Source organism: Pseudoalteromonas sp. SMS1 (assembly GCF_021530565.1).
GTDB lineage: Bacteria > Pseudomonadota > Gammaproteobacteria > Enterobacterales > Alteromonadaceae > Pseudoalteromonas.
This window is the reverse complement of the sequence record NZ_JAKGBI010000002.1, coordinates 192,625-214,935: the sequence shown is the minus strand read 5'-3', so window position 1 is coordinate 214,935 and position 22,311 is coordinate 192,625. Positions and strand designations below refer to the sequence as shown.

14 protein-coding genes are annotated in these 22,311 nt (G+C 43.0%); 6 read left to right on the top strand and 8 right to left on the bottom strand.

The features are described 5' to 3' along the window. The first annotated feature begins 153 nt into the window (after positions 1–153). A complete protein-coding gene (locus L1286_RS02730) occupies positions 154–612 on the top strand; it encodes a hypothetical protein (RefSeq protein ID WP_235405384.1) in 459 nt (152 codons plus the stop codon). Positions 613–655: 43 nt separating this feature from the next. On the opposite strand, the gene L1286_RS02725 is transcribed toward L1286_RS02730, so the two are convergent. The 7 genes from L1286_RS02725 to dinG form a co-directional block, all read right to left on the bottom strand. Beyond that, on the bottom strand, positions 656–1,453 hold the full coding sequence (locus tag L1286_RS02725; protein WP_235405383.1) for an NPP1 family protein: 798 nt from the start codon (positions 1,451–1,453) through the stop codon (positions 656–658). Positions 1,454–1,590: 137 nt separating this feature from the next. After that, positions 1,591–1,767, bottom strand: coding sequence for a YbaM family protein (locus L1286_RS02720; RefSeq protein ID WP_235405382.1), 177 nt, complete (start codon positions 1,765–1,767; stop codon positions 1,591–1,593). Beyond that, on the bottom strand, positions 1,764–2,036 hold the full coding sequence (locus L1286_RS02715) for a late competence development ComFB family protein (RefSeq protein WP_235405381.1): 273 nt from the start codon (positions 2,034–2,036) through the stop codon (positions 1,764–1,766). Before L1286_RS02715 ends, L1286_RS02720 begins: the two co-directional genes overlap by 4 nt. 115 nt (positions 2,037–2,151) lie before the next feature. Then, the gene (locus L1286_RS02710; protein ID WP_235405380.1) at positions 2,152–3,054 is read right to left on the bottom strand and encodes a histone deacetylase family protein; all 903 of its coding nucleotides are present in this window, start codon (positions 3,052–3,054) and stop codon (positions 2,152–2,154) included. Positions 3,055–3,056: 2 nt separating this feature from the next. After that, positions 3,057–3,656, bottom strand: a complete 600-nt coding sequence (locus tag L1286_RS02705; RefSeq protein ID WP_235405379.1) for a primosomal replication protein — start codon at positions 3,654–3,656, stop codon at positions 3,057–3,059. Continuing rightward, positions 3,653–4,432 (bottom strand): sulfite exporter TauE/SafE family protein, encoded by a 780-nt coding sequence (locus L1286_RS02700; protein ID WP_235405378.1) that lies wholly within the window; start codon positions 4,430–4,432, stop codon positions 3,653–3,655. The genes L1286_RS02705 and L1286_RS02700 overlap by 4 nt, the downstream gene beginning before the upstream one ends. A gap of 3 nt (positions 4,433–4,435) precedes the next feature. Beyond that, positions 4,436–6,505, bottom strand: coding sequence for an ATP-dependent DNA helicase DinG (gene dinG / locus L1286_RS02695; RefSeq protein WP_235405377.1), 2,070 nt, complete (start codon positions 6,503–6,505; stop codon positions 4,436–4,438). 23 nt (positions 6,506–6,528) lie between these two features. Here dinG and L1286_RS02690 point away from each other — a divergent pair, with 23 nt between their 5' ends. The 5 genes from L1286_RS02690 (at position 6,529) to L1286_RS02670 (ending at position 19,799) form a co-directional block, all read left to right on the top strand. Next, the gene (locus tag L1286_RS02690) at positions 6,529–8,901 is read left to right on the top strand and encodes a DNA polymerase II (RefSeq protein WP_235405376.1); all 2,373 of its coding nucleotides are present in this window, start codon (positions 6,529–6,531) and stop codon (positions 8,899–8,901) included. 495 nt (positions 8,902–9,396) lie between these two features. After that, positions 9,397–12,033 (top strand): TonB-dependent receptor plug domain-containing protein, encoded by a 2,637-nt coding sequence (locus L1286_RS02685; RefSeq protein ID WP_235405375.1) that lies wholly within the window; start codon positions 9,397–9,399, stop codon positions 12,031–12,033. A 721-nt stretch (positions 12,034–12,754) separates the two neighbouring features. Then, positions 12,755–15,562, top strand: coding sequence for a TonB-dependent receptor (locus tag L1286_RS02680; protein ID WP_235405374.1), 2,808 nt, complete (start codon positions 12,755–12,757; stop codon positions 15,560–15,562). A 772-nt stretch (positions 15,563–16,334) separates the two neighbouring features. Then, positions 16,335–19,175: a TonB-dependent receptor domain-containing protein gene (locus L1286_RS02675; RefSeq protein WP_235405373.1), complete on the top strand. Its 2,841-nt coding sequence runs from the start codon at positions 16,335–16,337 to the stop codon at positions 19,173–19,175. A 447-nt stretch (positions 19,176–19,622) separates the two neighbouring features. Further along, positions 19,623–19,799 (top strand): hypothetical protein, encoded by a 177-nt coding sequence (locus tag L1286_RS02670; RefSeq protein ID WP_235405372.1) that lies wholly within the window; start codon positions 19,623–19,625, stop codon positions 19,797–19,799. 174 nt (positions 19,800–19,973) lie between these two features. Here the strand turns inward: L1286_RS02670 and L1286_RS02665 are convergent, their stop codons facing one another. After that, a complete protein-coding gene (locus L1286_RS02665) occupies positions 19,974–22,304 on the bottom strand; it encodes a DEAD/DEAH box helicase (RefSeq protein ID WP_235405371.1) in 2,331 nt (776 codons plus the stop codon). Positions 22,305–22,311: the final 7 nt, after the last annotated feature.

The following is a 22,311-nucleotide window of genomic DNA, read 5'->3' as shown; positions in this document are numbered from 1 at the left end:
ACTGAAATTCATGGTTAATTACGGTGAAAGTTGAGTGTGACTATCTCTAGTAATCAAGCGGTAATACGACTTGTAGGGAGTAGAGGATGAATGTGTTTATGGACAAACGACATAGCACCTGAAATTTGAAGTTTAATAGAAAGGAGTATCGAAATGTTTGTCGCCTTAAAATGGGATCATCAAATAGGTGCCCATTTTGTATCTTGGATTGTAGTGGAATGCTCGGCAATAAGAGATAAATTTGGTTTACCTCAGGCATTGCCGCCACGTAGAGACGTCGCTTATTTTGTTAACCCGTTGACTGCAGAAAGAGATGCAAAGGCATTTGCTGATCACAAAAATGGCGTAGCCAGTGTCTCATGTGAACAGGATTATTCACCCTATTTATCGGACCACCACGGTTTTGTGCATTATCAGTGGGACCACACCTACCTCGAGGAGTTAGTGAAGCATGCGGTGTTGTATTGGGAGGATGGGCACCATATAGAATCTCAACCAGTGCGCAATGACGTCGCTTACTTTATATGCCCAGAAGAGTCCGAAGCGGATAGCAAATTTTTTGCCCAGTACAAGTTGCTGATTGATGGTCAATATATGCTACATAGTGCTTAGGTCACGCAGTATGTTGAGGGTCTACACAAGACCCTCTGATTGGTTATTGAACGTCTGTTACATCGACGTTGGAAAAAGTCGGAAAGTGAGCGGGTTTGAATCTGTTTAAGTTGTACAAGAAGCGACTGTCTTTAACAGGAAGTGTTGCGGAACCATAGTCATACACATTGAGTTTTTCTCTTAACATTTGGTTGTTCACGCCATCTCCGCGCATCGCGTACCAGCTTATAATAGGGGGGGTGACAAAGCGGTTGTAGCTGTTTTCTGCGATTTCATTGTGTTTTGCAAACCTGAGTGCGTGAGTCAGTATGCCGTCCTTGTGATAGACAATTTTCAAATGACCATTTTCAAACGGTAATTCACTGGCCGGTTTTGTGAATAAATCACCATGGGCACTGTAGCTGCCGTGGGTAACTACGCCATCGTGAGTCCAGACTGCGGCGTATTCCCAGTCATGCCTATGGCCCCCACCAAAGTAGGGGAATACTTGGTCTTTTTTAAAATACAGTGCGTAAAAGTGCCCACAGTACACGCCCATTTCAGTGTTTTTACAGGCATAACGGTGTACGGTATTAGAGGTATTTAAAAATCGATCATCGCGGCAACTGCCACCAAGTGTCCCTGTTGTCTTGAGGCCTGCATTTTGTGCGCCGGTGCGGCTAATGCCCGCACTAGGCAGGCAGCCATCGGTATCAAAGTCAAAAACAGGTTCTGTGCCGTTAATGACATAACTCGGCGGCAAGGCTTCATCGAGCGCGGCGAAATTATTTGCTATTACAGGTGCACTTAATAGCGTAAGGGGTAAAGCGAGTGAGCATAAAGCTTTAGTATTTCTCATCATTTTCCTTGTTGTCATACTCATAGGGGGCAAATCAGCTGGCGAAGTATTCAGCGTTTAAAGTGATGCTGATATCTACGCTGCTGAAAAGACGTACAATAGAGAAATACTATGACATATTTGTACTTAAAATGTTAATTTTAAGTTTTTTGCTCTAACTGAGATTGCGCTTTGTTCAAAAAGTCTTGCTTGACGATTTCGAGTGCTTGAAGGACTTCTTCGGGTGGCACTTCGTTTTGCTCAAGTAACATAATTAAATCTACCGCGAGCTTAACATGCTGCGGTGCGTCATGCAGGGGGGAAGTCTGATCATTCATGATGTAAATTGTTTCTTTTTCGCTATTTGCTTGATGGCCACTTCAATGGCGACATCCACACGTTCTTCCATCTGTTGTCGCTCATTTTGAGGTAGATAAAATTCCATATCCACATCATAGCGAATGTAGCGAGCTGGCAGTTGATTGAGGACCGTACAGCAAAAATCAGCCATTACATCTTCATCGTATGTTTCGTGTAACTTTCGCTCTACAATTTTTTCGAGCATAACTTTCTCATAGTAGTTATGCAAATCATCATGTAGTTTCATGGCGTTATCTCTAACAGTAGGTCCTTTAAGTTTACAACATAAAGTCTATGTGTGCGACTTACTCTAGGGTCAAAATTATTGATAAGCACCGTGAGTATGGATGGCAACAAAGTGTCTATTGCATGAAGTCTGAGAGGATAAAAGCTTGAAATAGTTGTTTGTGGACAGTAACAAGCTGGGCTAAATCGCGTTGATAGCCGCCACCGAGTGCTGTCATCAGCGGGATACCATGATGATAACAATGTGAGAGAATAAGTGCTTCACGATGTCGTACGCCTTCTAACGTGACTGCTAGGTGGCCTAACTCATCTTGACTAAAAATATCGGCCCCTGCGTTGTACAGAATGATGTCGGGACGGTGTAGGCGAGTGCACAATGTTAGGGCCTGTTCAAGCGTATCCAAGTAAACGGTGTCTTGGGTGCCTTTGGGTAGTGCGAAGTCATAGTCCGATTGCTCTTTTAGTCTAGGAAAGTTCTGTTCGCAGTGAAGTGAACAAGTGACGATGTCGGGTCGTCCCTTCAAAATAGCCGCGGTGCCATCTCCTTGGTGTACATCGCAATCTAAAATAAGTACCGTGTCCGCTTTACCCTTTGCAATGAGATCACACGCAGCAATTGCCAAATCGTTAAAAATGCAAAAGCCAGTTGCTTTATTGGCATATGCATGGTGGTAACCTCCTGACAAATTCGCGGCAAAGCCCAGCTTTAAAGCCGTATGTGCGGCCTCAATACTGGCGCCAACGGAAAGCAAAGTTCTGTCAACGAGCTTGGTCGACCAAGGAAATCCCATACGCTTGATATCCTGAGGGTGCATTGTTCCTTGACAAAATGTGTCAATATATTCAGTGTCATGACACCGATTAAGTTGTTCGAAAGATGCTTTCTGATTTGCCTGAACAATATATTGACTTAACCCCATATCATCGAGTTGGGCTTTTAGCGTGGCGTATTTGAGGATGGGAAAGCGATGTCTTTGTGGAAGTACTAGGTCACTGTAGATCGGGTTGTAAAACAACATGTCTAACGGTTACCTTGCTTTTCCAATTGTTGAATTTTTTCCTCTGTCGCAGAAATGGCTTTGCGGCAACGACCAAGACGCGTATGCAACGCGAGTATTTCAGCGTTGAGCTGTGCATTTTTCTCCGCATTTGCGCCTTCCAATTGGGCTTTTCGAATATTAATCATTTCTTGCAAGCGACGTTCAAACTCATGGTTTTGAGATAACTCTTGATACAGTTCATGAGAAGATTGCATTATTCGTTGCACAGCTTTACGGTAAACTTTCGCTTTTTTAGGCTTATTGAGTTTATTTTCTTTTGCCCACACCGGCGTCGATTTCAGTACTTTAATAATGGCTTGCATCTGCTCGCCCACTTGCTCAACAGCAAATTGATAAGCATGACGATTTTGTTCTGGCGGCAGGTGCTTTAATGCAGTTTTGATTTCTTCTACGTAGTCAGCGAGGAGTAAACTTTTGGTATGGAATAAGTGACTGTCAAATAGGCTTGGCTGGTTTTGAATATAGCGGTTTTTGTCAAACCATTTTGCATGATCAAACTGCTGCGCTTGGGCTGCGAGTTGTTCAAGTTTGCTTTGAAGTTTAACAAACGCTTGATTCATGCAACGTATGCCTCAAAAATGAGTTTACCTGCCAACAGGATCACCACGGTATTAAAGATTGGCTTAATCAGTTTACTTCCAAACTTTATCGCTGAATGAGCGCCAATCCAAGCGCCTAACATCAAAAAAGCGCCCATCGTGACCCCGAGCAAAAAGTTTACATGCCCCAGCGCCACAAATGTGATCAGTGAAATGAAGTTTGAAATAAAGTTCATTGAACGGGCTAAACCACAGTTCAACAATAAACTCATTTTATATAATAAGCTGTTAGATGCAGTCCAAAATGTGCCAGTGCCAGGGCCTGCTAATCCGTCAAAAAAGCCCAATGATAGCCCTTGTAGCCATTGTTTTATTTTGAGTGCTCTGCTTTTTTTCGGTAATGCGTGATGTTCGGTGGTGCTTAAGCTCCCAAATAAGCTATACAGGGCAACCATAATAATGATGATGGGCAATAACTTATTTAGAAATTCGATACTTAGCTTATCGACCAATAAAGTACCTAGCACGGCGCCAATGGCTGTCGCTAAGGTTGAGGCTGCCCAAAATCGCGGATTAAACAATTGCTTTTTATAGTAGGTGAAGCTTGCGGTAAGTGACCCGAAGCTGGCTGCCAGTTTGTTGGTGCCTAACGTCACGTGCGGGGGAAGCCCCGCAGTCAATAAAGCTGGTACGGTTAACATACCGCCGCCGCCCGCAACAGCATCAATAAAGCCCGCGGCTAAAGCGACGGCACATAAAAGTGCCCAAGTGAGGGGATCAAAAGCGAGTTCAAGCATTTATCAATCTATTTGCCTTGCAAAGGGTGGCAGCGTGTCAAGCATGGCTTTACCGTAACGTTTTGTTATCAGACGCCTATCAAGTATCGTGATGCGGCCAGAATCAGTTTCTTTGCGCAGCAGTCTACCACAGCTTTGGACTAATTTCTTCGCAGCATCAGGTACCGTGATAGATAAAAATGGATTTCCGCCTTTCGATTGAATGAATTCAGCTTGCGCTTCTTCAACAGGCGAAGTGGGGACTGCAAATGGAATTTTGGTAATGACCAAGTTTTCGAGGTATTTTCCTGGCAAGTCAAGCCCTTCTGATAAGCTCTGTGTGCCAAATAAAATACTGCCTGCACCTAAGTCCACAGCGGCTTTGTGGCGGCTGAGCAGAGCTTCTCGTGACATCTCACCTTGTACTAATATATTGAGTTTTTTCTTTCTCAATGTGCTGACGACATGTTCCATCTGCCAGTAAGATGCAAATAGCACTAAATTGGCTTTATTCTTGTCTAGGTATGTTGGTAACGCGTCTGCGAGGAAGTCGCTGAATGTTTTATCCGTCGGCTCTACCTTGGTCTTTGGGATGTGCAACGTTGCCTGCGTTGCATAGGAAAAAGGCGAATCTGCCTTAATAAATTTAACGCCGGGTTCATTGACCAGTCCGCTCTCTTTGGAAAAGTGATCAAAGCTACCTAATGCGGTGAGTGTCGCAGAGCAAAGCACCGCCCCCGCGCATTCACGCCATAACTTGTCTTTGAGGTAAAAACCAACTTCAATCGGACAGTCGCATAGCAAGTGGTCATGATGGTGCTTATATTCCATACGCTTTATCCAGCGTGCATGAGGCGTATTTTCCCCTTTGGCTGCATAGCTAAACCACAATTTATTAAGTTGCTCGAGTCGGTTAATGTATTGACCGCTTTCCACCAGTAATGGATCGGCCAAAAAACCTTGAACGTCTCCATCAGAGACATCCGTTGTCAATGCATCGTGCATTTTATTAAGCGCTCTTAATGCATCCAATGTGGCATCAGCAATATCTTTAGCTTGCGTTGTCAGTGACTCAGGAACTTCTCCATGTATAAATCGATAGGTATCGTCGTCATTATAAGTAAAGCCAGCTTGATCCAAGCTATCACGCACAGATTTTAAGAGTTTACTGACGTCATTGGCTGCGTCATTGAGTTTAAAATTCTGGCCTATGGCCTTTTGAGATACGATGGTGCTGGCCATTCGCCCACTGAACTTAAGTAATTTTTCCAGCCACTCTATCGTGCCTTTAATGGTTGCTGCGGCAGATGAGAAGTCTCGCGTTATGTGTGGTAAATGATGCGCTTCGTCTATGACGTAAAATGTCTCTTCTGGCTCTGGGAGAATGGTACCACCACCAAGCTCTAAATCAGCAAGTAGCAGAGCATGGTTGATGACCAATACGTCCATTTGCTGGATTTTTTGCCTTGCTAAATGAAATGGGCACAGATGATGAGACTTCATTTGTCTTTGGCAGGCATGTTTATCACATGCGATTAGGTTCCAAACTTTATCTGGTATAGTGTCTGCCCAACTATCACGATCACCGGCCCAGTGTTTATTTTGATAGGCACTAGCGAGTTCCCTCAAACACTTTTGTTCCATATCAGTCAGCGGCGTTGAGGTGGTGGGTATCATTGAAAGTTGAGTATCGTCTTGATTGATCGCTGCCATAAGCTTTTGTACGCAGATGTATCGTTGGCGACCTTTCACTAAATCAAATTTAAAATCAATGCCACTGTGTTCCTTGAAAAAGGGCAGTTCTTTCTCAATCAGTTGTTCTTGTAAGGCGACGGTTGCCGTTGAGATAACCAGTTTCTTCTTCTTTGCCAATGCCAGCGGCAATGCCCCAAGGCAGTACGCCAATGATTTACCGGTGCCCGTGCCTGCTTCAATCACACAAATACGCTGGGATTTGTGATATTCCCCTGCAAGCGTTTTGGCGATTTCTGCTACAAGATAATTTTGACTCGTGCGAGGACGGTAATCCTCCAACTGCTTGGCGATATTTTGATGGGCATGACGTACGGTTTTTTTCATTGAATCTGACAACATGTGGATCGCCTAAGCAAAAAAGTATGGATATAATTACAGGGGTGTATTTTAGGCGGGGTTCACACTTGGCACAAGCAGTATATCAAGGCTTTATTTTATCTAGGCAACAAGTTTCTCATCGTGGGAAGTTACGTTTATGTTATTGGTTAAAAACAGCGCATGGTGTTATCAAAGCATTTGTTGAAGGTGAGCGCTGTGTATTTTTTATAAAGACCGATGATGCAGCTCGTGTGCGGCAGGTGCTTGATAGCGTAGAGTGTGATTATCAGTTAGTGGCATTGTCATTGAAGCATTTTGACCAGTCACCTGTATGTGGCGTGTACTTTACGCATTTAAGTGGCTTTTATAGAGCGAAAGAGGCGCTCGAAAATGTCTGTCCTTTATATGAAGAAGATATTCGTCATGCTGATCGCTATTTAATGGAACGATATGTCAAAGGAGGAGTGTGGGTAACGGGTACTCCCAATCAACAATCAGGCTATCTTGAGTTACGCCATGCTAAGTTAAAAGCCTGCGATGAGTTCACTCCTCAGTTCCAATTATTATCGTTCGATATTGAATGTAGTGGGGAAGGCGTTTTATTTTCTATTGGTCTGGTGACCGAAGCCGAGCGGCGTGTGATCATGATTGGCACAGAGCAAGAGAGTGACATTGACATCATTTGGGTCGAAGACGAAATGACGTTATTACATACATTCTGTGAAGAGGTGACCAGACTTAATCCAGATGTACTCATTGGCTGGAATGTTATCGAGTTTGATTGCGCTGTATTGCATGAACGAGCACAGGCATTGGGTGTTGAGTTAACTCTCGGCCGTGATGGGGAATCAATGCACGTCTCGAAAGGCCATTTTACGCGCGTATTGATCCCTGGCAGGGTGGTGATAGATGGCATCGACACCATGAAGAATGCGACCTATCATTTCGAAACGTTTAAGTTGAGCTTTATTGCCCAAGAGGTACTTGGTCAGACAAAACTGATCTCCCAAGATAATCGGCTGGAAGAAATTGTTCGTCAGTTCCATGAAGATAAATTAGCCCTAGCTGGTTACAACTTACAAGACTGCGCATTAGTATGGGATATCTTTAACACACTCTCTTTAATAGAATTCGCCATCGCAAGAACAAAGCTTACAGGGCTGGAGTTAGAGCGAATGGGGGGCTCTGTGGCTGCATTTACTAATTTATATCTGCCTTTATTGCACCGCAGTGGTTATATTGCCCCAAACCTTGGTGAGCATGGCTTAAACTTTGATAGTCCAGGTGGGTATGTAATGGACTCAAAACCAGGACTGTACAAGAATGTACTGGTTTTGGATTTCAAAAGTCTGTACCCATCTATCATCCGCTCTTTTTGTATAGATCCAATGGGGTTAATTGAAGGGGGTAAAGCGCCTGAAAGCGCGATTACCGGCTTTAACAATGGGCGCTTCTCGAGAGAGTTACATCATCTCCCTAAGTTGGTTGCACAACTCGCACACGCCAGACACCTTGCAAAGCTAGGTGGAGAACAAATGCTTCAGCAAGCCATTAAGATCATCATGAATAGTTTGTATGGGGTATTAGGCTCTAAAGGGTGTCGCTTTTATGATCCCAGACTGTCTAGCTCTATTACCATGCGTGGCCATGAAATTATGCAGACGACGCGACGCTGGATTGAAGAAATGGGTTATGACGTCATTTATGGAGACACCGACTCAACGTTTGTAACTGTCGATCCAAGTTACACTCCGTCACAGTGTCAGCAATTGGGTATTAACCTTATGATTGAGATCAACCAACGCTGGTCACAGCTTATCGACAAGCAGTATGCGCTCGAAAGTCACCTAGAGATTGAATTTGAAACACACTACAGTCCTTTTTTCATGCCAACCATACGTGGGCAGGAGACGGGCTCGAAAAAGCGTTATGTTGGGCAAGTGAATAAGGCGGGTGCACCCGAATTGATATTTAAAGGTATGGAAACGGTGCGTAGTGACTGGACTGTCATTGCCAAAGAATATCAACAGGCCGTTATTCGGGCTTTATTTGACGATCTGGATGTATTGGAAGTGACCGAAGACTTTATTAGTCAAATTATATCAGGTCAAGTTGACGACAAGCTTATTTACAAAAAGCGACTAGGCAAACCTTTAGAGTCTTATGTGAAGAATATCCCACCTCACGTGAAGGCCGCAAAGGAGGCGACACAGAACGGCAGTGTATTTGGCCTTGGTAAAGGCAGTCAAATAGCGTATGTCATTAGTCGCACTGGTCCTAAGCTCTTTACCGGTGAGACAGAGCAACTCGATTATACCCACTATATAGAAAAGCAAATTCTTCCTATCTACAGAATGTTGCCAGACATTGATGAAAATGCCATCAACTTGGCTGGGCAACGCTCATTAGACTTGTAAACCTCTGAAAGAGATTGTTTATCGCTTTGTAATATTCACGCTGTAACTGCTCAGGGGTTAGCCGTTCCATAAAATTCCGTTTGCCGCGATGTAAATGCAAGAGGTGATTTATGCAAAGGAATTGTATTGTGCCTTATGGTTTGGATAAAAAAGCGGCACTTAAACAAAAAATAAAAATATTTTTTTTAACCTTCTTAAGTGTTGATTTCTCGAATTTAATTTTTGATTGTATGAATGCTAAGCACCGTGACTGTAAAATTAATTAATTAATTAAACTTTTTTGAAGTAAGTGTTTATTTACTTTGTGGCTTCATTAAATTAAGGGGTTTTAAGTGTTTACCTCATGTTAGTGAGTGTTAACTGTGCTAAGTTTGACGCTTAACATGACTCCCTATTAGTATCCTCCGCGAATTTTCAAATCCGGCCATTAGAGCTCGGTATTAAAGACTTATAAAACTCAAGCTTACCAACAGTTGTAAGCCCAGGGAGAATCACATGTTGAACACTAAAGTTACTAAAGCTGTGCGTATTGCATTGGCATTTGGTGCGGCTTCTTCTGCTGCTTTCGCAAACGTAGCGATGGCTGAAGAAGGTGCAGAGAAAGTAGAACGAATCGAAATTACAGGTTCACGCATCAAGCGTGTTGACATGGAAGGCGCAAGCCCAGTCGAAGTGATTACAAGTGCAGAATTTGAGAGTCAAGGTCGTGTATCCGTTGCTGATGCACTACAAAGCGTTACTTCGAACAGCTTCGGCTCGTTCTCTCCTTCTTCGGGCTCAGGTTGGCAGTCGCAGTCAACAGTAAGTTTACTAGGTGCTGGTCAAGACCGTACGCTAGTACTTGTTGATGGCAAGCGTATGGCTGGTTCTCCTTCTCTAGGTGGCTCTGCTGCAAACTTAAGTGCAATCCCAATGGCCGCAGTTGAGCGTATCGAAATCCTAAAAGATGGTGCATCTGCTATCTATGGTTCTGATGCGATTGCCGGTGTAATCAATGTTATTCTGAAAAAAGACTACGAAGGTGCGTCTTTCGACATTCAAATCGGTCGCCCTGAAGCAGAAGGTGCTGACAGCAAACAAATGTCTATGGCGTTCGGTATTAGTTCTGACAAAGGTAACATTACGTTTGTATATGACCACCAAACGCGTACGCCAATTTTCGAACGTGACCGTGACTACACTAAAAAGCAAATGAACGATGATAATGGTGATGGCGTAATCACTATTTATGATGAAACTGTCGGTGTGAGTTATTCAAGTGCCTCTTTCCAAACGCCTGACGGTAATTGGGTTGCTTCTGAAAAATGTAATGAACTGACAGACACTGTACCTGGTTTCGTTGGTGAGCTAGGAACATCTAACGGTGGCACTGTATGTGGTTACTCGTTTGCTGATGTTGCTGCAAACTCAGCTTCTACAAAGCGTGACTCAGTAATGACGAGCCTTACTTACAACTTAACTGATGACCTTGAGCTATATGCGCGTGCAATGCTTAGTCGCAACGATTCTTTTGGTCGTTATGCGCCGCCTGCGTCATCAATTAGAAACATGGCTGCTGACCACCCACTCAATGAAACGGGTATTGAAGGCACAAACGGTTTCTTCCGTTGGTATCAAGTTGGTAACCGTGACACAAATGTAACGGACTACCAGCAAGATTACATGATTGGTCTTAAAGGTTTCTTTGGTGAAACTGCTGAATATGAAATCGCTTACCACAAAGCGAAGCTTGACTACCGCCGTGCAGGTCGTAACTACCTTAGCTTAGGTGGCTTAGCATACAACTTCGACAGATTAAACGACAAAAACCCAATTGTTCAAGGCTCAGAAGAGTGGAACAACAACCTTGCGACTACCGTATACGTAGAAGACCAAAACGAGCTTAACCACATCTTTGGTGGTGTGTCATTCGCTGCCGGTGAACTGTCTGGTGGTGAAATTCAACACTACATTGGCGCTGAGTACTTTGATCAGGAACTTCGTTCACAGTACGATGCACAAAGTGAAGCGGGCTTAGTTGGTGGTTCTGCAGGTAACTCAGCAGCGGGAGACCGTGATACAAAGGCTGTATTCTATGAAATCGCAATGCCTGTGCTTGACAACCTTATTGTGAGTGCTGCATACCGTTATGACAGATACAGCGACTTTGGTAGCAAGGGCACACCAAGCTTTAAAGTAGAATACCGCCCTGTTGATGACCTACTGGTTCGCGCATCGTATTCAAAAGGTTTCCGTGCACCGTCTCTAAATGAGTTATTGGCAGCACCATCTGAAAGTTACCCGTCAGTTATTGATTATGTTCAGTGTGAGCGCAATGGTACTGCGCCAGAAGATTGTAAGAAATCTGCGCCACAAAACCTACGTAATGGCAATAGCAACCTAGGCCCAGAAGAGTCTACCTATATTAATGCAGGTATCGTTTACTCAGGGTTTGAAGATGTGGGTATCAAGCTAGACTTCTTCTCTCTTGAAATTGACAATGTAATTTCACTAATTACAGTGCAAGATCTGATGAACGCTGAGTATGCAGGTTTACTATCAAACATTGAACAGGCTTACCCAGGTGTTAACTTAGACCGCTTCGAGAACGGCAGTGTTAAAGGTATTGTGACAACTCGCTATGAAAACGGCGCATTCATGTCGCGTAAAGGCCTTGATTTAGACCTATCTTACCGTCTTGACACGCGTTTCGGTGAATTCAAGTTCAAGAAGGTAACAACTTACATCCTTGAGGCTGAAGAAGATGTATTCTTTGGCGGTCCTGCACAAGACTTTGCAGGTGCACCGGAAACACCAGAGTGGCGTTCACAGCTATCTGTTAACTACTCAATTGATAACGTCGCTATCAACTGGACGACAGATATTGTTGCTAGCACAGCAGAAGACGAAGTACTGAGAGTTGCAAATAACCAGTTCTCTTACGAGTTCAGCAACCATAACCCAACCTACGTAGTACATAACTTAAATGCTAAGTACTTTACCGAAGGCTATGGCACGTTGACGTTAGGTGTACGTAACCTGTTTGATAAAGGTGTTGTACTTGATGACGCTGGCCGCTGGGTGGACTCATCTATTTATGGCGCCGGCCATATTGGTCGTGAAGTGTTTGCGGGTTATAACATCAGCTTCTAATTCATATTACCACGATATGCAAAAGCCCCGATTATTCGGGGCTTTTTTGTGCCTGCACTTTTCACTTGCTCTGCCCGTGTCTACGCTGAGCCTGTCTGTATAGATATCTCATACTTTTTTCTAAATAAACTTCTCTCATTCATCTTTTTGGTTATACCAATTTGTAAACAACTTATTTTTGTATCTTTATTGGGTAAAAGATCAATGCTTCGTTGCCTATGTGTTCAATATGTAAATTCAAGGGCGGCATCTTAGTTTTTGTTTACTTGATTTTATCTAATTTCTTTGGTTAACAATGACGTAACGTCCATGTGTTGAGAGAGTTGCTCTTTTTAAGTTGTTGTTTTTAAAGGTGTAAATGTTTATTTGTTATGTGTGTGTTAATTGGGTACTGACTCTGATTGGTTATTGTTGAGCATTTTGATCTAATTGGGGTGTTTTGAATGTTTCTTTAATTAATCTGGAAATTTTCAAAAAATGAGCTAATCTAAAATATCTTAATTAAAAACAGGGGTTTATTGTTTTAGGTTTGTACCTAATGTAACTATTGTTGTGAACTTGTGTTTATTTTTACACTAACAAGTGAAATAAAATTGTTGACGCTGCGGGTTTGGATTGTTTAGTATTCCTGCACCATGTTGCTGCAAGTGCAACAATAAAAAATTTGGTTAACGCCATTTATATAATTATAACCACGCAAATGTGGTCCAGGGAGATTCAAATGTTAAACAATCAAGTAACCAAGGCTGTGCGCTTAGCACTTGCTTTAGGTGCGGTGTCAGCTTCAGCTGTTACTGTTGCAGAAGAAGCAGATACACAAGAAGTAGAACGTATTGAAATCACAGGTTCTGCTATCAAACGTACAGATCTTGAAGGTGCACTACCTGTAGATGTTATTGATGCTACTGATATTGCAAAATCAGGTGTAACATCTGTACCTGACCTTATCGCTAACATTCCATCAATGCAGGGTTTCACTGCTGCAGGTGAATCTGTAGGTGGTGGCGGTGGTGGTATCCAAACTGCTTCACTTCGTGACTTAGGTGCTGAGTACACACTAGTTCTTATCAACGGTCGCCGTATGGCTTCTTCAGATTCTGGTTCAAGCATCGACATCAACTCAATCCCACTAGCGGCGATCAAGCGCGTTGAAATCCTAAAAGATGGTGCATCAGCACTATACGGTTCTGACGCTATCGCGGGTGTAGTTAACTTCATTCTTAAAGATGATGTGACCGATTTCACAATCGCAGCACGTCACGACAAGCCAAAAGATACTTCTAGCTCAAACTTCTCGTTCACAGGCGGTTTCGGTGATTTGAGTTCTGACGGTTTCAATATCATGGCAAGCGTAAGCTACGACCAACAAGACAACCTTCGTTCTGTTGACCGTGACTTTGCAAAAACTGGTTTCGTTGAGTTTGAACACGCAGGTCAAAACCTAATTGCTATCGCGGGTTCTTCAAACGCTATCCCTGGTAACGCTTATGTAACTTACAATACGCGTGATGAAAATGGCGACCTTGTTTTCAACGAAAATGGTAAAAATGTTACAGCTACTTATTCTCTAAACCCGTACAGAGAAGCAAACGGTGACTGTCACGCTACAAGTGCACCGTCTGGTAATGCTTGTCAATTTGACTACACAAGCACATTAGAAATCCAACCAGAAAGTGAGCGTGTAAACGGTTTCTTACAAGGTACATTCGCAATCAATGACGAAACAGAAGCATATGTAACAGCGTCTGCGTCAAAGTTCGAAATGACAACGCGTATTGCACCATACCCAACTGGTACTTTCTCACTAGATGCAGATTCAGCTCTAGTACAAGAAAATGTAACTAAGTACTTGCCTGACAACGTTAAGGCAGATATGACTAAAGTTGCAGCGCGCTGGCGTGTACTTCCAGGCGGTAACCGTACTGATGAGTGGAGCACAACTACTAACCATATCGTAGCTGGTGTACGTGGTGACTTCGGTGAGTGGAACTATGATTTCGCAATCACAAGTTCAGGCGCTGAGCGTGAGCAAAACCGTATTACTGGTTACCCACTTGAAAAAGAATTCATGGCGCTAGTAACTTCTGGTCAAGTTGACATCTTCGCTGACCCAGCAAGCCTTACTCCTGAGCAGAATGACGCAGTAAGAGCGACAATGTTCAACGGTAACTGGGAAACAACTGACACAGATTTATTCGCAGTTGACGGTAAAGTGTCTGGTCCAATCGCTGAGCTTGACGCTGGTACAGTGTACATCGCGGCAGGTTGGGATTACCGTAAATCAAGCTACTCACTAACAAACGGTAAAGGTCAGAATGACGAAGTAGTTCTTTTTGAATCTGCTGGTACTGAGTTTGACCTAGAGCGTGACAGCTACGGTGCGTTCGTTGAAGTAGTTGTTCCAGTTCTTGAAAACTTAGAAGTGACAGGTTCACTACGTTATGACGAAATTGGTGAAATCACTGATTCGAAGCGTACTGGTAACCAAACAGTTAACCAAAGCGTTGACGACACAACTTACAAGTTAAGTGTTTCATACCGTCCAACTGATGAACTATTACTACGTGCTTCATACGGTACTGGTTTCAAGGCGGCAACAATGCGTCAAATCGCGGCACCTCGTCTAGAGTTTGGTGTTACAGCATCAGCTTACGAGTGTCCAGAAGGTTTGAGACAAGAAATTGCTCAATTCTGTTACACAGACAAGCTTCAGTATGATGTATACCGTGAAGGTAACGCGGAACTTCAGCCAGAGACTTCTAAGCAATATACTTACGGTTTCGTATGGTCTGGCGACCAAGGCACAAGTTTCGGTATGGATTACTGGAATGTACAGATGGAAAACCAGGTTACTCGCCTAACTCAAAACCAGATCTTCGGCGACCCAGTAACGTATGCTGAGTGGTTCACGACTAAGGTAGATCCAGGTACAGGTGACACTGTTGTTGCTATCATCCAGGCTGCTGACAACGTGGGTGAATCTAGAAACTCAGGTATCGACTGGCACTTTGATTTCACTACTGAATTCTCTTTCGGTACGCTTAAGTCTCAGTTAATGGGTACTTACATGATTGAGAGCGAAAGCCTACGTGTAGGTAGCGACAACATCTGGGATACAAGCCTAGGTCAAGTTGGTACAAACGAAGCAGTTACTTTCCGTAACATCGTAAACTTCAACAACACGTTCACGCACGGTGACTTCACTCACAGCTTCAACATCAAAGCGCGTAGTGGTTACACTGATGCAAAAGCAAGCACAAGCTTCTATGTTGCTCAAGCTGATGATTGGAACAACGCTGTTGATGGTAGCGTAATCCAGAAACATGTACCTGTTTACATGACTTTCGATTACCGTCTAGCTTACGCTTGGGGTGATAACGCAAACATCGGTTTCGGTATCAAGAACCTATTTGATAAAGAGCCTCCGTTCACGCTTAATGCTGCGGCAGGTCACCAAGTTGGTTATGACCCACGTTATGCAGATGCATACGGTCGTTCATTCTACTTACAAGCTGATTACACATTCTAATCTAGCTTAAGTATCAAGCTTTGAATTGGTATTCAAAGCTTGACTTAATGAATCGAGTTTTGAGCTGTTAGTAATAAAAATTCGAAATTCATTATAAGTATGTAAGAACAGTACCTAAGAGTTGTATTAGAAAGTTAGACGCTGTAACAGCGCAGACTTTTTTAATTAAAAACTGCTTAAAAACCCCGCATCAGCGGGGTTTTTTTTTCTTTATTCTATTTTGTTTTTTAAAATTAATTTGTTTCTATTTTGTATATTATGTTTTTTTCGTGTTTTTCTATATACGACTTAAAACGATCTGCCTTCAGCTAGGCAACTTCACATCTAGCTGTTTCTTTCTTCGATCTAAATTGTTCACGTGTTTTCGCGAATTTCAATCTGTTGAAAACGCCGTGAAACTTATTGCTTCCTAAATGTATTCAAGGGGTTTGTTTCTTTTTTTGCGTGTGGGGTGTTGCGTGTGGCTAACGGGATTACCATCTTTTTATGTTTGATTTTTACTCACTTTGTATACACCCTGAAGCACTTTTTAGCCCTGAGGATGCAATGAGTGATCCGCTTGTCGTGTATTAAAATTGCTCAATTTATTGTTGTTTTTATTGCAATTTTTGAGTGTTGCAACTCTATTTCACAAGCTTGCAAGGGATTTTACTTTGTGGTTACTATACCCGCGTTGTTTCATATAGGGTACACATAAAAGCAACGTGCTTAACCTTATATTGAAGTAAAAAATAAAATAAAAGCTTTGTAAAAAGCTCCAGGGAGAAAACAAATGTTAAACAATAGAGTTTCAAAAGCAGTTCGCTTAGCGATTGCGTTTGGTGCAGCTTCTTCGGCAGTGTTTGCTGGTCAAGTAGTGGCGGCAGGCGAAGATGGTGCTGATAAAGTAGAGCGCATCGAGGTAACTGGTTCACGTATCAAAAGAACAGACCTTGAAACTGCAGTGCCAATTACAACAATTGGTAAAGCAGAAATTGGCGAAACTGGTACTTTGAACATTCAAGACATTCTTTCAAAGTCTCCTGTTGCACTAACAGGTTCTGACCAATCTACTTCTGCATTCACAACTACTACTGTAGGTTTGAATACGACTGAGCTTCGTGGCTTGGGTGAAGCACGTACCCTAGTACTTGTAAACGGTCGTCGTTTCGTATCTGGTACTATTCCTTCTGCGGGTTATGGTGTTGACTTAAACGCTATCCCTGCGAAACTAATCGAGCGAATTGATATTCTTAAGAGCGCATCATCAGCGATATATGGTTCTGATGCTGTCGCAGGTGTTGTAAACATCATCCTACGTGACGATATTGAAGGGGTTGAATTATCAGGCCAAACAGGTATTAGTTCAGAAGGTGACCGTGAAAAGCACAGCGTAAACATTACCGCGGGTAATACTTGGGATACAGGTAACGCATGGATTTCAATGGGTTATGATACTGATAAAGGTATTAAATCATTAGATCGTGACTTCTCAAGCTTCGACGCATTTGCAACTAATGACGGTATCATCTACTTGGGTTCAAGCTACCCTCCACAAGGTCGTATCACATTCAATGATGCTGAAGGTAAAGCGCATTCATTTAATGGTGACGGTACTGCTTTCGACGGTGCACTTAACGACCGTACAAACAACCGCTTCAACCGTGCTCAGTTCCGTCAGCTTATCACACCAATTGAGCGTAAATATGTCTCTGGTAGCTTAAACCTAGAAGTGTCAGACGACGTAACTATGTTTACAGAATTCCAGTGGAATAATGCTGCGACTGACGGTTCTACAATTGAACCTACAGCATTAAAAGTAAACGACGCTATCTGGTTCAACGATAAAGGTGGCCCAGGTGGTATGAGCATTGATTCTCCACTTATTCCTGAATTACTGCGCACGAACCTGAAGAATTTAGGTGTTACAGATTTAAACCAAACTACTGACTTCGTACGTCGTATGATCGAATTCGGTCCACGTGACACAAGCTTAGAGCGTGATACTGTGCGTGCTGCTGTAGGTTTTGATTGGGATATCGATGGAAACTGGATGCTTAGCACGTATGCTACATACGGTCAAACAACGCAAACACAGCAAAACGGTGGTCAAGTTAACGTAGAGCGTGCCGCATTTGCTCTAGATGTTGAAGAGTTTGAAGGCGAACTTCGTTGTAAGAATGAACTTGCGCGTATGCAAGGTTGTGTTCCATTGAACCTATTCAGTGATGGCCTTGGCGATACTCCAATTTCTCAGGCTGCGGTTGACTATGTTCGTTCTCCTGCAAAAGTGTATGGTAAAGTAGAACAATCTGTATTCTCTGCAGTACTTTCTGGTGAATTACCTCTAGAGCTATCTGGTGGTAACGTTGGATTTGCAGGTGGTGCAGAATACCGCTACGAAAGTGGTGTTGCTCAACCAGGTGACTTGGCTCAAACTGGTGCATCTTCTACAAACAAAGCAGAAGCAACAGAAGGCAGCTTCTCAACAACAGACGTATTTGCAGAAGCAAGCTTCCCTGTTTTAGATAGCTTACGTATTGACTTAGCTGCGCGTCAAAGTGACCACTCAGTGACTGGTTCTTCATTCACATATAACCTTGGTGCAGAGTTCCGTCCTACCGAAACACTAATGCTTCGTGCTTCATATGCAACAGCGGTACGTACTCCGAACATCGCGAACTTATATGGTGGTCGTGGTGAAACTTTCCGTCAAACAGGCGATCCTTGTGACGGCTTAAAACTAGACCAAAGTGATAGCAAGTCAGCGACTGTTCGTGCAAACTGTCTAAAAGATGCGGCTGTTGTAGCAAGACTAGAGCAGACTGGTGAGTTCACTCTTACTCAGGTTGAGAGACAAAGTACGGGTGGTTTCCAAGGTGGTAACCCAGACGTTAAAGAAGAAACTGCAGAGACATTCAGCTTGGGTGCTGTATGGCAGGTTTCTGATGAACTATCAATCACATTAGACTACTTCGATGTTGAAATCGAAGATGCAATTACTACAATCACACGTCGTACAGTTATCGAGCGTTGTTACGATGATCCAAATATGACTGTTGGTTGTAACGGTGCATATATCCGTAGTGTAAGAGGTGTTTTAACAGACGTTAACACTGGTTCTTCTAACGAAGACCGTATCAACACTTCAGGCTATGATATCGATATCGATTACCGTGTAGACACTGACTACGGTACATTTGGTGCTCAGCTAATCGCAACTTATACAGATGAGTTTGTTTCTACTAGCCAAGTTACTGGTCAAGAAAACATTACATTAGGTGAAGTTGAAACGCCAAAAATTAAGGCAAACATCAACCTAACGTATGCACTTGATGATTTAAATGTACGTTGGAAGCTACGTCACTGGGATTCAGTGGTTGATAACTTAAACACAGAAAGCGCTATTCCATGGGGTAACGAGATTGGTTCTGTAACTTATCACGATATTTCAGCAGGTTACAACTTAACCAACGATACGAAGTTAATCTTTGGTATCAACAATGCGTTTGACAAGCAACCAGCAATCTTAGCTCAAGGTTCGCAGTATGGTTCAACTGGTATTAACACGAATACGCGTGCGTATGACGTACAAGGCCGTGCATACTTCTTGAACTTTGAAACTAAGTTCTAATAGCGAATCAGTCTTTAGAAAATTTTTAAAAACCGGGCTCTGCCCGGTTTTTTTATGTCAATAAAAAGTATGAAAGGGCGCTGTAAAAATAAGTGTATTAATATGGTTAAAACTTACAAATTTTCAATCTGTATTTATAGTTCGGTATGTTAATTTTTTTGTTGATAAGTGCTATGAAGCTAATGTTTTGGCGCGGATTTAAAATGTTTTTTTGCGCTGTATTTTTAGTATTTATAGGAGCTAGTCAGCATGCTTATCGCGGATAATAAGCCAGTAAATTTATACACAGTCGGTAACTTCACCTGCATATAGAGGTAATACAAGCTGTTATTCAGGTGGCAAATATACCTCTCGCTAAATACATAATGGAGCTTCACACTGATAGTTAACGCTATCCAGTCGTGCATCTGTACCTTTCTCACACAATGAAACTGCTAACATCAGAGAATGGCGACGGCATGGCGCAAGCAAGGTGGATATTGGGTGCTCGGTTTAATCGCGATCGCACGAGTGGCTATCCGTAATTTATTAACGGATAGGGATGGTCAGATTTCAAAAGTAGAGTGCTGGGTGGAGCGTGTCTATCAGGGGGCACACTCTAGTAGATACAAGTATTTGAGCTAGGGAGATACTGTCCCAAATTTTCCACCAGAGTTAAAAAGAGAGTGACTGATAATGATGGTTATACAGATATTTCTTCTACCTATATGCCAGTGACGGTGAAAGACACATCATGCAGGGGGTCACGAACCCCCCGCTAGCTGTTAATAAATAAAAATGAAGCTTTGAGTGCCGTTTTTATTTTATGTCGACAACTTTACTTGCCTTTTTATATTGAATTTTAAATCCCTGCCAACTCGGCAATTCCCAGCGTTTCGGTGCTTCTTTTCTCGCTCCTGAAATGTATTCAATTACGATTCGTTTTGATAAGAAATTATAATTTACAGATACTTCTAGTTCTGGGAGTGTTACTTTTATAGGGTGCTTTTCTATAAAGGGCGCTAAAATCCATTCATCCAGATCATTAAATAATAAATCACTTTCTTCAATTAACTCTAAATCTGCCTGCTCACTAATGCCAAGTTGTTTTATCTTGTCATAAAGGTAATGTTTTATTTCTGGTGTTTTCTTATCTATTTTCTCATATTTATAATATAAAGAGTGCTGTTGAATACTTGTGTTGATAGTCGCATATAGACCAGGGAATAAATCGCCTGATTCAATCAACATAACACAGGCATCAATGAGATTGCTATCGTCGGCTAGCAAGGTTTTTTGGGCAATGTTGACACCGGCATATTGCATCTGAGCCTCGATATGAATACCCGTGTCATCCATATACGCATTGGTATAAGCGGTGGTTGTGAGCCCTAAGTCGGAGAGAGACTTCAAAGACATCGGTGCGGCAATCGTCGCCATAGTCGTTGCTTGTTTCGTACCTTTACCTGCAAGTGCAAAAGTGTCTAATACTAACATAGCGTCCGTATTTTCTGACACCCTTGATGTCTTAGACGGTGACACTTCAATTTCGCCATTGCCGAATCCACCACGACGATTTTGTCTTTTTACAAATACCCAATCAGGTTTTGCCTTTGCCATGGCATCAATAAGTGCACTTCTATCATAGCTTGCCGCGTGTTCTAGGCTTGGCACGGAGAAAGCCTCGCGTAGTTGATTGCTAAATTGCTGTGCTTCGGCCAATGCGTCTGACTCGATGTGAAGTAAATCATCGAGCTTACCTCTGATCAGCGCGATGATAAGCTCTAAATCGCACCCATTTGGAAAAAGGGCAGTAAGCTGTTCTAACTGCTCTATGTTATTTGGCAGTTGATATACGCGAGCAGGTACAGAAATGACAGAGATAGCATCAATGGCGGCTTGCTTTAGGGCACCTGAGGGCATGCGAGCAATAAGGTAGCCTAATTCGGCATCAATGGGTAAGGGGTATAGTAAGTTGCCGAGATCGGTGGCTTTTTGATGTTGGTCTAATGCACCAATATCAGAGAGAACTTTCAGGGCTCTTTCTTTTGAAGCGCAAGGGAGTGGGTCTATGAAGTCGAGGGTATCAACCCCACTAGAAGCACAACCAGCAGCCAAGACAAGCTCTGTGAGCGCCTCTCTTTGTATTTCTGGTGGTGTGCGCTCTATAAGAGGTGCATATTGTCCGTATAACCTGATACAAGTCCCGGCCTGTGTACGACCGGCTCGACCTAGGCGCTGTTTTGCTGAGTCTCGGCCAATTGCATCGAGTCCTAAAACGGTTTTACCATTTCTAAGGTGCGTACGTCTTTCAAGCCCAGAGTCTATCACACAGGTGACGTTAGGGATTGTCAAAGACGTTTCTGCAACATTGGTTGCCAAGATGATTCGCTGTTGTGTTTGGATACCAAGTGCGAGTTGTTGCTGAAGTTTGCTACAACCACTGTACAAAGTGACCACCAGTGCATTTAAAGGCTTGAGTGCCGATAGGCAAGCCAAGATCTCCCCTTTGCCTGGTAAAAAAACAAGGATATCGCCACGTGTCATCGATTGAGCGTGTGTGCAAGCTGCCATAACCCGCTCTGTTAACTGCTCTTTCTTGGGCATCATGCGTGGCTCCTTGGCGATAAAGTGCTCTTCCACGGGATACATGTTGCCTTCACTGTGCAATATGGGGGCAGTTAAATAACGGCTCAATCTATCTGCATTTAGAGTGGCGGATGTGAGTACGAGACGGTGTTGATTATGCTGTTTGAGAAGTGCCAATAGTAAATCCATGTCCCATCTGCGCTCGTGAAATTCATCTAAGACAACATGTGAAAAAGCGGCCAGTTTGTCTTCAAAGTACCATCGCAGAGCAACGCCGGGCGTGACAAAAATGATGTTTGTATCATCGCTAAAGACGGTTTCAAAACGGATGGCATAACCTACTTTTTCACCAAGTTGGCTAGCACACAGCGACGCCACATATTCTGCGAGAGAGGTACAGGCAATGCGCCTAGGTTCTACGACCAAAACTTTACCTTGCGTCGCCGCCCAAATTGGTAACTGTGTAGATTTACCTGATCCGGTTGCAGCGGTAACCACAACATCTTGTTTTGAAATGGTGTTTAAAAATTGCTCTTTTATGGATTCAATTGGCAGCGACATGACTTAT